The following is an 18,241-nucleotide window of genomic DNA, read 5'->3' on the forward strand; positions in this document are numbered from 1 at the left end:
ATGGCTGCTGATATCTTCGGATGTTTCAACTTCCGACTGGGTTTACTAACTCTAGTCGGTTTTTTGTCTTTAAACCTTTCGTCCTTTGGACAGAACTTTACCGATGTCGCTGGCAACGGTCAAGACGACTCTAATGTCAATAATCGGAATAAAGACGGTGGGTTCTCCTTTGCGGATTATGATTTAGATGGTGACTTAGATCTCTTGGTCAACACTAATGATAATAATTCGTCTAGACGATCATACCTTCTTCGAAACGATAATGGAGTTTTTATAGATGTTACACGCAGCGTAGCTCCTAATCTGAAAAGCACCAAAACCGAACGATCGGCCATTTGGGGAGATTTTAATAATGATGGTTACCCAGATTTCATTGTCAACACGACAAGACACATAGCCATTTTTCAAAACAATAACGGTTCCTCATTTTCAAGAATCCAGACCATTACCAGTATGTCCGATGGGATAAACACAGAAGGTTTGGCTTTTATGGATTACAATAATGACGGCTTCTTAGATCTTATCATTGAAAGTCACAATTTTGGTATAGACATTTTTAAAAATGATGGCGCGTCAGTTTCTGGAAATCGATTTGATCAAGTCACCCGAAACAGTGTTGGCGCCTCTGGCACAGGAGCTGGTGGCCTAGGACTTCCTCAAAACGGATCTAACACTGGTGATTACATCGCTGTAGTTGACATCAACAACGATGGCTTCATGGATATCATCGCTAGAAAAGAAGGTAATTCCAATTCGAACAGCATTGACAGCAACAATTATGACATGTTCATCAATGATGGAGATGGTACTTTTACAGTCAATACTTCATTTAATGAAGATGCAAGCAATGGAAACAAAGGTGCGGTGGTCACTGCCGACTTTGACGGCGATGGCGACTTTGACTTCATCTGGGGTTCGGATGCCAATAGCGGCACTCCAACACTTTATCAACAAACCTCGCCAGGGGTATTCTCAGCAGTTTCAAATCCCTTTAGAAGATCTAATAACAACCTACTTAATGACTCTGGGATTGACGGTATTGCAACTGGTGATATTGACAATGATGGAGATATTGACGTGTTCTTTGGAGACAGTAATGGCGATAGCTACCTCATGTTGAATAACACCACGGGCAGTAGCTTCCTTTTTAATCAGCCAAATGACAACAACGGAATAGAAGTTGGAGAAAACGTTGAAGCCGTCGGTATGGTGGACTATGACAACGATGGCGATTTGGATGTCTACATCAATGTGAATGGTGACAACAATCAACTTTGGAGAAACGACCTGATTGGGAGTTCAAGCGAAGTCGCTACAAGTGGCTTTGCGAATAACTACTTGAATGTCATACCTCAACTTGACCTTGGTGGCGGACTCACGAGAAGCGCACTGGGTGCGACAGTCGTTCTAAAAGACTGTGATGGCAACATCCTATCCCCTATCCAAGAAGTAAATGGTGGTTCAGGGCATGGTAGTCAAGAGACTCCTGTTCTTCACTTTGGTTTACAAAACGGACCTAATGCATCTTACATTGTCAGTACATCCTTCCTATCAAGTGGAGGATCAAGAACAACCGTAGACATTTCCGTAACACCAGCTTCAATTTCTGCCTTAAATATAGGGTCATCCAGTCTAGAATATGAGCAAACACTCATTGTAAAAGACACAGATGCATCTGTATTGGCCTGTAATACGCCTCCAGAATTCGATTTGGATAGTAGCGAAGCGGGAACAGGATTCAGCAATAGTTTCACAGAAGGAAACGGTGCTGTAAACATTGCAGACACAGATGTATCAATTGTAGACGTCGACGATACTAACATTGAAAGTGCCACTATCACTTTAACTAACCGACCTGATGGTGCTTCAGAAAGTCTATCAATCAACGGTGCATTGCCAGCTGGTATTACAGCCAGTAGCTATAATGCCAGCACAGGTGTTTTGACCTTAACTGGTTCAGCTTCTAAGGCAGACTACATTACGGCAATCGAACAAATTCAATACAATAATACTGATGTTGATCCTACAGAGACGGATCGCAATATATCGGTGGTTGTCAATGATGGTACAGATGATAGTAACACGGCTACAAGTGTGATTTCCGTTACAAAAGTGAATACCGCTCCAGAAATTGACCTCGATGGAAGTAGTGGTGGATCAGGTTTTTCCACTTCCTTTACGGAAGGAAACGGTGCTGTGCCTATCGCAAACACGGATATAGGAATTAGCGATACTGATGATACCCAAATCGAATCTGTTACTATCACGCTAACCAACATTCTTGATGGCGCAGACGAAGGATTTTCTATTAATGGCGCATTACCTACGGGCATTACAGCGAGTGCTTACGACCCCAATACTGGCGTCATTACCCTCACTGGACCAGCCTCTTTGAGTGACTTCCAAACTGCAATTCAACAAGTAGAATATAACAACGCCAGTAATGATCCTAAGGACGACGCAAGAGTTATAAATGTCGTTGTAAATGATGGTGACGACAATAGTTCTACAGCAACTACAACCATAGCTGTAAACAAAGTCAACACAGCCCCTACGCTTGATTTGGACGGTAATACGGGAGGAAACGATTTAGCAACAGGCTTCACCATTGACGGCCTACCAACGCCTATCGCTGAAAACGCGAGCATAACCGATTTAGATGATACAAACATAGAAAGTGCGACAATTACTTTAACGAATATTCTTGACGGAGGAAATGAATCTTTAAGAGTATTAGGTGCTTTACCTGACGGAATTACTGCGAGTAGCTATGACAGTGGAACGGGTGTAATAACATTAACCGGCTCAGGTACTCTGGCAAGTTATCAAACCGCTTTAGCGCAGATCGTTTACGAAAATACTGATGGCACGCCAGACCTTACTGATCGATCCATAACAGTGGTCATCAATGACGGTACAGATAATAGTAATACAGCAACTACAACCATGAGTCTTTTCTCAGCTGCCAGTCTTAGCGGTTGCGAAGGCGTCGGAACGGGCGGCAATAGTAGCTTTACCTATGCTGGAACCTCTAATGCAAGTGGGTCAGGTTTAAATGAAACAATCACCTACACGTCGATCGGTGCACAAGGCATGACTACCGTAGATATGAGGGTCACTTCTACTGCTCAGAGTAATGCGGGGATTAACCATGGTTTAAATGTAGTTGGAGATAATGCAAACCTCAATCTAAACGCAGCGTCAGACGTCACGCTACTTTATGAGTTCTTTGAAATGGGTACATCCACCCCAATCGCTGTCAATTTTGCTTTCTTAATTGGTGACTTAGATGGTAGCAGTGGAACGGCTGGTGAAACAGTAACGGTTAACACCACTGAGATTGCTGGTTTCACATTAGAATCAAACTCAAATGTGTTAGCACAATTAAACGGAACAAGCCTAAGCTTTTCTGGAACACAAAACCAAGGCGCAACAGACTTAGAAGGAGCCGTACAAATCAACATTATCGGCAAAACATCTTTTAGTGTTACTTATAGCGGAGGTGTGTTCACTACAGGTACAAGAAGTTTTGAATTCGATGCTGATGGTGACCTATCCTTTACGAGCGCTGTTTGTAACCCTCCTATCTTAGATTTAGATGGAGACGATAATTCTACAGCCACTGAAGGCGGATACATTACTACGTTCTCATTAGGCGGAAGCGCAATTCCGATCGCAGATACCGATGCTTCGGTGGGCGATTTGGATGATGTAGAAATGACTGGTGCTACCATTACCTTGACAAACCGACCTGATGGCACTTCGGAGTCACTTTTCGCATTTGGTACATTACCTACAGGTATAACCGCCAGTGCTTACAACTCATCAACAGGAACGATTACACTTACAGGAACAGCTTCAAAAGCTGACTATGCTTTGGCATTAAGTCAAATAGTCTACAGAAATACTGCGAGTTCGTTGACAACGACAGATCGGATTGTCAATACTACCGTAACTGATGGTACAGGAATCAGTAATACAGCCAAAACGACAATAGGTATAGACAACGTCCCGGCATGTTCGGCCATACCCACCCAATTCTTTACTTCATCGAGCTTAATTTCTGGAACCGATCGTCAACAAGGTGCCATTTACAGATTTACCACAACGACAACAGGTGTTGATGCACTAATTGAGATCCTTACAATTGATAATGCAATACTTGATGCATTAGATGATTCAGGAGCAGGTGAACCGAACGCTTTCCAGCCAAGAATCAGAGTTGCGAATGCAAATGTCAATAGTGGCACAGGCTATGTCGACTTTAAATTTACTTTTGTCGCCAGTGGCACCACTACCGAAGTTGACCAAACTGAATTCAGAGCCACTTTTGCTGATATTGATGCTTCAAGTAGTGGAAGAAGGGAATTTGTTGGTGTGAAGACCGGACAAATTTTCCAGGAATCTAACACCCGCCTAACAAGAACTTTTGAAGATCCATTTATTGTTTACAGACCAACCGGCACAACTGGTTTAGGAGGTATTAACAATACTGAGGCTAGAAATATGTTGCACCTCAAGTTTGAGGATGTGGCCATCGTAGAGTTCAGAATGGGTGTATCAGGCGAAACCAATACACCTGGTTCAGTAAGACAGTTTTCCGCAGACTTTAATGCTTGTTTGATTCTCAATTTCGACAACCCTGTTACCTCACCACTAAGTGCTGACAATACAGTTAATGTTGATGAAGACGGAACACTAACTTTTGCCAACACTGATTTCTTCTTTGCCGATGAAGACGGTGATAGTTTCGAGGCAGTTATCATCGCGAGCCTTCCAGCCCAAGGAACACTTTTCTATAACGGAGTACCCGTAACGACTTCTGATATCACGAACGAGGCAGAGTTTACCGACAGAACACTATTTACCTACCAACCAGTTGCCGACGAAAATGGCGTAGGATACGCAAGCTTCCAGTTTAAAGTAAAAGATGATTCTGGCGATGCTGGTACGGAAATAGGCACGAATTACACCATGACGATCGATGTCAATGACATCAACGACTTACCTACAACCGATGATATTACTTCTACAGATGCGATTCAAAGTGATGCTGATGGCTCGGCTATAGATAACCTAACTGGTGCAGATAGCGATGGTACAGTTGATGCGTTCGTCATAAAGACATTACCTGATCCAGCACATGGTATTTTGACACTAGCAGATGGTACGCCTGTTACCACAGGGCAGGAACTTACCACTGCGCAAGCCGACGGGTTACTTTTCGATCCATCAGGCACTTATAATGGACCAGCTACATTTACTTATGCCGCAAAAGATGATGATGGCGGTGAAGATGCATCAGCGGCTACTTTCACCATAAATATTTCCAACACGCCACCAGATACCGACGACATCACAAGTAGTACAGCTATTCCTTCTGGTGCTGGTGGGGTTGATATCGACGACCTGACAGGAACCGATGGCGATGGCACAATCACAAACTTTGTGATAAACACCCTGCCAACTGCTTCGCAAGGCATATTGACCTTAGCAGATGGCACACCTGTTACCGCAGGACAAGAACTTACTGTTGCAGAAGCCAATGGACTGAAATTCGATCCAGTCGGCGGTTTTGAAGGCCCTGCCTCATTTACCTTTTCAAGCAAAGACAATGATGGCGATACCGATGGTACTCCAGCGACTTACATCGTCAATGTGGCCCTTGATACTGACTTAGATGGTGTAGCCGATGCTGATGACCTAGATGATGACAATGATGGTATTCCAGATGCCGATGAGTGCCAAACTGTTGTAAACGCCGGATTTGAATTCCCGATAATCAGTGGAACAAATAGCCAAGTCCTACAGAACACAATTGATGGATGGCAAACTAATGCTTCCGACAACTTAATAGAAGTAGCAAGAAATGGTTACGGTGGTATTAATGCCGCTGAAGGAAGTCAATATTTTGAAATAAACGGTACGCAAGACGCTGCCCTATTCCAACAAATCTTTATCGCTGAAGGCACTACGATAACATGGTCCGTTCAACATAGAGGATTAGAAGGTACGGACGAAGCGGTTATCAAAATAGGTGGTTCAGTAGCCAGCGCCATTGCACAGGCCACAATGACTGATGGCAATACAGCTTGGGGCACTTACACTGGTTCCTATACAGTTCCGAGTGGACAAACTGAGACATTTATAGTCTTCCAAGCAAATAGTTCAGCAAGCGGCAGTATAGCTTCGGGTAATTTAATAGACAATCTTTCCATAGTCGTTACAGGAGGCCCAGGTTGTAACCTGGACACTGATTTAGACGGCATTCCAAACAGTCTTGACCTTGATAGTGACAATGATGGAATCTTTGATCTAGTTGAAGCAGGCCATGGCCAAACGGATGGAAATAACGATGGCATTATTGATAACGCCACTACCCTTTCAGGAACTAACGGTCTATTTGATGCGCTTGAAACGGTAGCGGATAATGGGATTTTAATTACTCCTACAAAAGACACTGATGGTGATGGCATTATAGATGCATCCGAAATAGACGCAGACGGAGACGGTTGTTTTGACAGTCTCGAAGCAGGCCTATCAGATACTGATAAAGACGGAACTTTAGGTGCAGGATCGGCCACTGTCGATACGAGTACTGGTGTAGTAACAAGTGAAACAGGTTACACAACACCACTAAGCACAGGAGGTGTTTTTGACTTCCAAAACGCTTCAGAATTTTCGGCTTGTAATACGCCACCAACTACCGATGATGTTACAAACTCAGGTACCATATTAAGCAGTGACGCTGGTGTTGATATAGACGATCTAACCGGTAGTGATGCAGAAGGAACAGTTGATGCATTTGTTATTAAATCTTTACCAACTGCTGCTTCGGGTGTACTGACATTGAGCGATGGTACTCCAGTAACTAGCGGTCAGGAATTAACACCGGCAGAAGCCGCAGGATTAAAGTTCGACCCAGCATTGACTTTCACAGGTGATGCCAGTTTCACATATGCCGCGAAAGATGATCAAGGAGTTGAAGATGCGACGCCTGCCACTTTTACAATTCCTGTGAGTAATACACCGCCTACGACAGACGATATTACGAATGCTTCTGGAATACAAAGCAATGCGGATGCAACACCAATTGATGATTTGACAGGTGCTGATGTAGACGGTACAGTAGATGCTTTTGTCATTAAAAGCGTACCTCCTACAAGCGAAGGTGTATTGAAGCTAGCGGATGGCTCAACGGTAACACCAAACCAAGTACTAACACCTGCCGAAGCTGCAGGTTTGACCTTCGACCCAACAACTGGTTTTGTTGGTACAACTTCCTTTACATATGCAGCAAGAGACAACGACAACGATGAAGACCCAACTCCAGCTACCTTCACAATAAATACGTTGAATTCTCCGCCAGAATCGAATGACATCACCAATACAAATACAATCCCAAGTTCGGCTGGCCCAACTGACTTAGATAACTTAAGTACACAAGACAGTGATGGAACGGTAACTGCCATTATCATAAAAACAATACCAGCAGCTACACATGGAACACTTACCTTGGCAGATGGCACAGTGATCACGCAGGGCTTATCGATTACCCCAGCACAAGCTTTAGGTATTCGTTTCGATCCAAGTGGAAATTATAACGGTCCTTCTACCTTCACTTACGCAGCTGTAGATAACGACGGAGCTGAAGACTTAACCCCAGGAACCTTCATCTTTAATATTGGAAATACTGCTCCAATTGTCGACAGTAATACCATCACGATGAACGAAAATATTCAAGCAACACCGCTTGGATTATCGGCACCATCAGATTCAGATTCTGGCGATAGCTTTACCATAGCAGTAACCTCCTTGCCTTCACTCGGCACAGTAAAACTAGCTGACGGTACCGAAGTAGAAGTGGGTGACGTTCTGACTACGGCTCAACTTACGACGCTAGTATATGATGCACCAGAGCAATACGATGGCACCAGTGATCCAGGAGATTTCGGATACACCGTAAACGACGGGGAATTTACAATTGCAGGTGGTGTTGATATCATCGTTCAACCAGTGAATGATCCTCCAGTGGGAGATGATGCCACGGTATCCTTACCAGAAAATGCCACTAATGGCACCACTGTTCACAACGTAGTAGCCAGCGATCCTGATGCTGGTGATGCATTGACTTATACCATTATCGGCGGCAATGATGATGGAATATTCACCATTGATGAAGTTACAGGCGAAATCACAGTAGCAGATGAGTCATTACTCGATTTTGAAACTACCACCCAATACGACCTGGTTGTACGGGTTACTGATGAAGGCAAACTTACAGATACAGCCAACATTACAGTAGAGATGACCAATGTTAACGAACCACCGATCGTTGATAGCAATACAATCGAAGCCAAGCAAGATGCGGCATACGTATTTACAAGTGCCGATTTCCAAGTTAACTACCAAGACCCTGAATCTGCGGCAGCGACTGATATCAGAATCACTTCTTTACCATCTAGAGGACAGCTTCTACTAAACGGTAACCCAATCGCCGATGAAGATGTAATAAGCTTCACAGATATTGTGGCTGGTAATTTCACTTACCTCCCTCCTTCTGGAAATTCTGGTACTAACTTTACCGACTTTAATTTTAGAATTTCTGACGGTGCTTTATTCTCTGAAGAAGATGACCAGATTACTGTAAATGTAGCGCCGCTTACATCTGACCTAGCCGTAACCAAAGCGGTTAGTCCAGAAAATGCAGACGCTGGAGAATCAGTTGATTTTACAATCACAGTAACCAATAACGGACCTGATTTGGCGACTGGCGTAGCCCTCACGGATCAAATACCTTCTGGTTTCACCTTTGTAAGCGCAACCCCAGAGCAAGGAACTTTCGATAACAATTCAGGCGAATGGAGCATTGGTAATATTGCCAATGGAACTACGGTTGAACTAGTAATTACAGCAACTGCAAATGCTGCTGGCGCATTTACCAATGTGGCAAGCATTACAGCGGCCGATAATTTCGACCCAGACTTGGGCAACAACACAGCTATTGTGAACATTGCTACTTCTGCGGTTGATATTCAAGTAGCAAAAAGAGCAAGCGGAGCCACCCAAAATGTGGGAAGAACGAGAACATTCTTCATTACTGCATTAAACGCTGGACCTGATGTAGCAACAGGAATTGTTATACAAGATATTCTTCCATCTGGTTATGAATTTGTAAGCCGTTCAAGAACACACGGTGAATACGATGAAAACACTGGATTATGGACCATTGGAACTTTAGCTGTAGCCGAAGAAGCCGAACTCCAGATCAGAGTTAGCATGAATGCTACTGGTGACTTTGACAATACCGCCTCTTTACTCACTGTCGATCAAACAGACACCGACGATACAAACGATAGTGCTACAGCAAGTATAAGACCACTAATTGCAGAAGTTTCGGTCACTAAAACGGTAGATAATCCTACTCCTCTACCAGGAGCAACTGTTGAGTTTACTATTACCGCTGCTAATGCTGGACCAGACCGTGCAAATGGTGTTAGAATAACAGACCTTTTACCAACTGGTTACACCTACGTAAGCAATACCCGTTCTAGAGGTACTTATGACGAGACAAATGGTTTATGGAACATAGGCAATGTAAACGCTTCAACCACTGCGACTTTGACAATTCAAGCGACAGTGAATACAACTGGAGATTATGACAATGTTGCGACCATCACCCGTAATAACACCTTTGATACTGACGATACCAATAATGAAGCAACAGCTTCTGTTACAGTTCAGTCTTCAGATATAGGTATTGCAAAAATAGTAGATGATGCTGCCACCAACATTGGCGATAATGCTACTTTCACGTTAACAGTAGATAATGCTGGGCCTGACGAAGCGACCAATGTAATCGTATCTGATCTCCTTCCTTCGGGCTACACCTTTGTAAGCGCTAACCCAAGTCAGGGAACATACGCCGATGGTACTGGACTTTGGACCGTAGGCACAGTTGCCGATGGCGGTTTAGCAACATTAGAAATTGTTGCGACAGTACTTTCCACTGGTGATTACACCAATACTGCTAATATTCAGTCTGTAGATCAGTTAGATAACAACACAACTAATGATACTGCGAGTCAAACAGTGACGCCGGCAAGAGCCGATCTTAACTTGAGTAAAACGGTAGACCTACCTGGAGCCAATGTAGGTGAAAATGTGACATTCACGATCAGCATTACTAACGATGGCCCTGATGACGCCACTGGAATTGAAATTACTGATCAGCTACCAAGCGGATATAGTTTTGTAAGTGCCACTCCAGTTCAAGGAACTTATGTAAGCAGTACTGGCGTATGGACTGTTGGAAGCCTAGCAAATGGCGCTACGACATCTTTGGCATTAGTTGGAACACTACAATCGAGCGGTGACTACACAAATAGTGCTAGCATTACAGCAGCAAATGAGTTTGATGCCAACCCAGGTAATAACACTGCTACGGCGACAACAACCATCGAAAACGCGGATATTTCCGTTGCCAAATCAGCAAACAACCTATCTCCAAATGTCGGAGAGCAAATAACTTTTACTGTAACAGTAAACAATGCAGGACCAGATGCTGCAGATAATCTGTCAATAGCGGATGCACTTCCAAGCGGTCTCTCATATGTAAGCCATACGGCATCAAGAGGTACTTATATCCCAGGTACTGGTGCATGGAACATTGGCACATTGAACAATGCAGGAACAGCCACATTAGAAATAGTGGTAGATGTACTTCCGACAGGTACTTATGCAAATACAGCCTCTGTAAGCGCGGTAGACCAAGCTGATTCGGACAATACAAATAATACGAGCACTGCGACGATCATACCACAAGGAGCAGATCTTGAGGTCACCAAAACGGTCGACAACAGCACCCCAGTAGCGGGAGAAGATGTAATCTTTACCGTTAATGTGACCAATAATGGACCAAATCAAGGAACGGGAATTGACATTACGGATCAATTACCTAGTGGATATACCTTAGTAAGCGCAGTTGCTTCAATTGGTTCTTACAACAGTACATCTGGTATTTGGGAAATTACAAGCTTAGCGAATAGTGCAACAGCCACTTTAACCATCAGGTCAACTGTCCTATCAACTGGTGATTATACAAATACAGCATCAGTTACTGCATCAGATCAGTTCGATGTAAATACTGCTAATAATACAGCGAGTACCACGGTTACATTACAAACTTCCGATATCAATATTACCAAGGTTGTGGATAATCCATCGGCAAACGTGGGCGACAATGTGACCTTTACAGTTACAGTGACCAACGATGGTAGCGATCAGGCGACTGGTCTTTCAATATTAGACCAACTACCGTCAGGTTATACCTTTATTTCTGCAAGTCCTTCTCAAGGTGCTTATGTTGCAGAAACTGGTATTTGGACGATAGGAACTTTGGCCAATTCAGGTGTAAGTACATTAAACATCTTGGCCACTGTACTTTCTACTGGTGACTATGACAACACGGCTTCGGTTAACACTTTAGATCAGGAAGATCCTGATAACACCGATGATCAGTCTACAGCTACAGTAGCCCCACCTCAAGCAGATCTAGGGTTGACTAAAGTTGTAGATGCGACTAGCCCTAATGTAGGTGATGTTGTAACATTTACAGTGACTGTAACCAACAATGGACCAAGCGCTACAACAGCAACAGGAATTGAAGTAACCGATAAACTACCTTCTGGCTACGCGGTCGGAACTATCACGCCAAGTACAGGTACTTACAGCAACACCACTGGCATTTGGTCGGTAGGTGATTTAGCTAATGGAGCCAATGCCACATTGACAATGACTGCTACCGTATTAGCGGCGGGTGACTTTAATAATATTGCACAGATTACTGCTTCAGATGTATTTGACCCGAATACGGGGGATAATACTGCTTCCGTGAGTATTGTGGCACAATCTGCCGATTTAGAAATCACAAAGTCAATTTCTGATGAAACACCAAACGTTGGTGATAATGTAACATTCACGATTAGACTTGAAAATAAAGGAGACGATCCAGCCACTGGCGTAACAGTAACTGACCAATTACCTGACGGCTATACTTTCGTGTCATCAAGCACTGGTTTCGGAACCTATGCTGATGGTACTGGACTTTGGAATATTGGATCAATTGCGGCAAATCAAACCGCGACACTCGAAATCGTAGCGACAGTATTGTCGACTGGAACGTATAACAATACTGCTTCTGTGACTACCTCTGATCAAAACGATCCAGTAACAGCCAATAACACGTCAACGGTAACGGTTGATACGCAGTTTGCTGATCTGAATATGAGTAAGGTTGTTGACAATGCTAACCCTGTTCCAGGTGATGATGTCATCTTTACGGTAACCCTCAGAAACGATGGGCCTGATGCGGCGACTAATGTCTCTGTGACCGATCAATTACCTTCTGGGTATACCTTCGTTTCTGCCAATGCTTCTCAAGGAAGCTATGCTGCTGGAACTGGTCTTTGGACTGTCGGTACGATTGGAAACTCTGCCTCTGCTGTACTTTCTATCAGAGCAACTGTTTTAGCCTCTGGTGATTTCACCAATACGGCTTCAGTAACCACTGCCGATCAATTTGATAATGATACTGCTGACAATAGCGCTTCTACTTCTGTAACACTGCAAGAAGCTGACATCGCCCTAACAAAAGTGGTCGATAATGCTACCGCTAATGTAGGTGAGAATGTGACCTTCACGGTTACTGCAACCAACAATGGAGATGATGCTGCTACTAACCTACAGGTACTGGATCAACTACCAAGTGGATATACTTTTGTCTCTTCTACTTCTACTCAAGGTACTTTTACCAGTAGTACTGGAATTTGGGCGATCGGTACCCTTCCGAAAGATGGTGTGGTGACCCTTGAAGTAATCGCAACGGTTCTGGCCAATGGTGACTTTAACAATACTGCCAGTGTCAACAGCCTAGATCAGGTTGATAATGTCAGTGGCAATGATACTGCTAGTGCAATTGTAGATGCACCGAGAGCTGACCTGAGTTTGACTAAAACTGTTAGTGATTTAAATCCTAACGTGGGTGATGTTATCACATTTACTGTAACATTGACCAACAACGGTCCAGATGTAGCGGATGCTACAGGCATTGAAGTGACGGATCAAATACCTTCTGGTTATACGTTTGGAACGGCCACTCCTAGTCAAGGAACTTATACTGCTGGAACTGGTATCTGGGCAGTTGGAAACCTTGCCAAAGATGCGCAAGCTACGCTAACCATTACCGCAACAGTACTGGCGGCTGGTGACTTCACAAACACTGCTACAGTAACTTCTAACGATGTCTACGATCCTAATGCGGGTGATAACACTGCTTCTGCTAGTACGCAAGCTCAGTCATCTGATCTATCCATTACCAAAGTGGCAAGTGATGATACCCCTAACGTAGATGATAATATTACTTTCACCATTAGCGTCAACAACGCTGGCCCTGATGCGGCTACTAGTGTTCAGGTAACAGATGTATTACCTGATGGATATGACTTTGTTTCTGCTACTACTGCTTTTGGTAGTTATAACAATACCAATGGACTTTGGTCTGTCGGATCAGTAGCTAATGCGGGAACGGCCACTTTAGAAATTGTCGCTAAAGTGAAGGCAACGGGTACTTATGACAATACAGCTTCCATTACAGCGGCTGATCAAACTGATCCTGATGGAGGAAATAACAGCAGTACGGAAACAGTTGCTGCTCAATTTGCTGACTTGAACGTAACTAAGTCTGTAGATAACCCTACTCCTACTCCAGGTGCCAATGTAGTATTTACAGTAACTGTACTTAACCAAGGACCTGATGCGGCTACTGGAATCGAAATTACCGATCAACTTCCTGATGGCTATACTTTAGTGTCAGCTACTCCTTCGGCGGGTACTTACACTGCTTCGACAGGTATCTGGGCAGTTGGTGCGCTTAACAGTAGTTCTTCTGCTGTATTAAGCATTGTAGCAACAGTACAGTCTTCCGGAATCTTTACCAACACAGCCACTGTTTCTGCCTCTGATGTCTTTGATACAGATGGAACTGATAATGCAGCAAGTGCTTCGGTAACTTTACAAACTGCTGACATCAACATCACCAAAACAGTTGATAACCCAACAGCCAATGTTGGTGAAAATGTAGTCTTTACTGTAACAGCGGCTAACACTGGTACAGACAATGCAACAGGATTGACCATTACAGATGAACTACCTAGCGGATATACTTTTGTGAGTGCTTCAGCATCAACTGGTACTTACAACAATGCTTCAGGTATATGGAATATCGGAACGCTCAATAATGCTACTTCTGCCACGCTGACCATCACTGCCACAGTACTATCTACTGGGGATTATGGAAATACAGCTTCTGTTACAACGCTCGATCAACTTGATCCTGATAACGCTGATGATCAGGCTTCTGCGACAGTTGTACCTGCTCGTGCTGATTTAGAAATTCAAAAAGTGGTTGATAACACTGCGCCTAACGTAGGTTCTAACGTCACCTTCACGGTAACATTGACGAATAACGGTCCAAGTACAGGATCTGCTACAGGAATCGAGGTTACCGACCAATTACCTTCCGGATACACCTTCGTTTCTGCAACGCCAAGCGCTGGTACTTATACAGCGGGTACAGGTGTTTGGGCAGTTGGCTCATTGGCAAAAGATGCCAATGCTACGCTAGCTATCGAAGCCACCGTATTAGCTACAGGAGATTATGAAAATACCGCTTCGGTAACTGCTGTCAATGAATTTGACCCGAATGCTGGAAACAATATTGCCACGGCGACATTGGTGACACAATCTGCCGATCTAGAAGTATCGAAAATTGTGAGTGATGCCGCTCCAAATGTTGGAGATGACATAACTTTCACGATTAGAGTAAGCAACAACGGAACAGATTTAGCCACGGGAGTTTCAGTAACAGATTTACTTCCTGATGGATACACTTTTATATCGAAAAACACAGGTTTCGGTTCTTATGATGAAAATTCAGGACTTTGGACAATCGGTTCTGTTTCAACAACACAGACTGCAACACTAGAGATAGTCGCTACTGTACTTGCTACAGGTAGTTATGACAACACGGCCACTATTACGGCAGCCGATCAGGGCGATCCAGTAACCGCCAATAACACGTCAATGGTAACGGTTGACACGCAGTTTGCTGACCTGAATATGAGTAAGGTTGTTGACAATGCTAACCCTGTTCCGGGTGATGATGTCATCTTTACGGTAACCCTCAGAAACGATGGGCCTGATGCGGCGACTAATGTCTCTGTGACCGATCAATTACCTTCTGGGTATACCTTCGTTTCTGCTAATGCTTCTCAAGGAAGCTATGTTGCTGGAACTGGTCTTTGGACTGTCGGTACGATTGGAAACTCTGCCTCTGCTGTACTTTCTATCAGAGCAACTGTTTTGGCCTCTGGTGATTTCACCAATACGGCTTCAGTAACCACTGCCGATCAATTTGATAATGATACTGCTGACAATAGCGCTTCTACCTCAGTAACACTGCAAGAAGCTGACATCGCCCTAACAAAAGTAGTCGATAATGCTACTGCTAATGTAGGTGAGAATGTGACCTTCACAGTTACTGCAACCAACAATGGAGATGATGCTGCCACTAACCTCCAGGTGCTGGATCAACTACCAAGTGGATATACTTTTGTCTCTTCTACTTCTACTCAAGGTACCTTTACCAGTAGTACAGGAATTTGGGCGATCGGTACCCTTCCGAAAGATGGTGTGGTGACTCTTGAAGTAATCGCAACGGTTCTGGCCAATGGTGACTTTAACAATACTGCCAGTGTCAACAGCCTAGATCAGGTTGATAATGTCAGTGGCAATGATACTGCTAGTGCAATTGTAGATGCACCGAGAGCTGACCTGAGTTTGACTAAAACGGTTAGTGATTTAAATCCTAACGTGGGTGACGTTATCACATTTACTGTAACATTGACCAACAACGGCCCAGATGTAGCGGATGCTACGGGCATTGAAGTGACGGATCAAATACCTTCTGGTTATACGTTTGGAACGGCCACTCCTAGTCAAGGAACTTATACTGCTGGAACTGGTATCTGGGCAGTTGGAAACCTTGCCAAAGATGCGCAAGCTACACTAACCATTACCGCAACAGTACTGGCGGCTGGTGACTTTACAAACACTGCTACAGTAACTTCTAACGATGTCTACGATCCTAATGCGGGTGACAACACTGCTTCTGCTAGTACGCAAGCTCAGTCGTCTGATCTATCCATTACCAAAGTGGCTAGTGATGATACGCCTAACGTAGATGATAATATTACTTTCACCATTAGCGTCAACAACGCTGGCCCTGATGCGGCTACTGGTGTTCAGGTAACAGATGTATTACCTGATGGATATGACTTTGTTTCTGCTACTACTGCCTTTGGTAGTTATAACAATACCAATGGACTTTGGTCTGTCGGATCAGTAGCTAATGCGGGAACGGCCACTTTAGAAATTGTCGCTAAAGTGAAAGCAACGGGTACTTATGACAATACAGCTTCTATTACAGCGGCTGATCAAACTGATCCTGATGGTGGAAATAACAGCAGTACGGAAACAGTCGCTGCTCAATTTGCTGACTTGAACGTAACTAAGTCGGTAGATAACCCTACTCCTACTCCAGGTGCCAATGTAGTATTTACAGTAACTGTACTTAACCAAGGACCTGATGCGGCTACTGGAATCGAAATCACCGATCAACTTCCTGATGGCTATACTTTATTGTCTGCTACTCCTTCAGCGGGTACTTACACTGCTTCGACTGGTATCTGGGCAGTTGGTGCGCTTAACAGTAGTTCTTCCGCTGTATTGAGCATTGTAGCAACAGTACAGTCTTCTGGAATCTTTACCAACACAGCCACTGTTTCTGCCTCTGATGTCTTTGATACAGATGGAACTGATAATGCTGCAAGTGCTTCTGTAACCTTACAAACTGCTGACATCAACATCACCAAAACAGTTGACAACCCAACAGCCAATGTTGGTGAAAATGTAGTCTTTACTGTAACAGCGGCCAACACCGGTGCAGACAATGCAACAGGATTGACCATTACAGATGAACTACCTAGCGGATATACTTTTGTGAGCGCTTCAGCATCAACTGGTACTTACAACAATGCTTCAGGCATATGGAATATCGGAACACTGAATGATGCTACTTCTGCTACACTCACCATCACTGCCACAGTATTATCTACTGGGGATTATGGAAATACAGCTTCTGTTACAACACTCGATCAATTAGATCCTGACAATGCTGATGACGCTGCGACAACAGCGGTCACGCCGCCAAGAGCAGATCTGGAATTGACTAAAGTGGTAAACAATTCAAATCCAAATGTCGGTGATGTAATCACATTTACAGTCAGTGTTACCAACAATGGACCTAGCACTTCTTCGGCCACAGGCGTTCAAATTACTGACTTATTACCTTCTGGTTATACCTTAGGTACGTCAACTCCAAGCACGGGTACCTATACAGCTGGCACAGGTCTTTGGACGGTGGGTACAATCGCAAAAGATGCAACTGAAACATTGACTATCACAGCCACTGTACTTGCTTCTGGTGATTTCAGTAATACGGCAACTATCACTAATGCAGACCAATTTGATCCAGATGCAGGAAACAACACCGCAACTGCCAGTATTGTAGCGTTGTCTTCAGACCTATCTTTGACAAAAGCTGTAAGTAATGCCACGCCGAACGTAGATGATGAAATCACTTTCACCCTTACAATGGGTAACGCTGGTCCTGATGTAGCAACGAACGTGGCCGTAACAGACCTTTTACCAAGTGGTTACACATTTGTTTCTTCAAACACAACTTTCGGTACTTACACCGCCTCCACAGGGCTATGGGATATTGGAACTGTTTCTACTACCCAGACTCCAGTCTTGACAATAGTGGCGAAAGTACTTTCTACGGGTGACTATGATAATACAGCGTCTATTACTGGCTCAGACCAAGACGATCCTAACGGTGGAAACAATACTTCTACCACCCCTGTATCGGCACAAATGGCTGACTTGAGCATTACAAAAGTTCAAAACAACAGTACACCAATTCCAGGTGCTCAAATCACTTATACTATAACAGTGACTAATAATGGGCCGAACGATGCAACAAATGTTTCTGTGAGCGATCGCTTGCCTTCAGGACTAACCTTTGTTTCATCAACTGAAAGCACTGGATCTTACGATTCAG

General features: G+C 43.9%; 1 protein-coding gene (only partly in view). It reads left to right on the forward strand.

Going from position 1 to position 18,241, the window contains the following annotated elements; translation table 11 throughout:
- A protein-coding gene (locus BFP71_RS00575; RefSeq protein ID WP_069833516.1) for an FG-GAP-like repeat-containing protein crosses the window boundary here: on the forward strand, positions 1-18,241 show its 5' portion. The gene runs 23,870 nt beyond the window's last position; 18,241 of the gene's 42,111 nt are visible here — the first part of the coding sequence; the start codon lies at positions 1-3; its stop codon lies off the right edge, out of view.

This window comes from Roseivirga misakiensis, from assembly GCF_001747105.1.
GTDB classification, from domain to species: Bacteria; Bacteroidota; Bacteroidia; order Cytophagales; family Cyclobacteriaceae; genus Roseivirga; species Roseivirga misakiensis.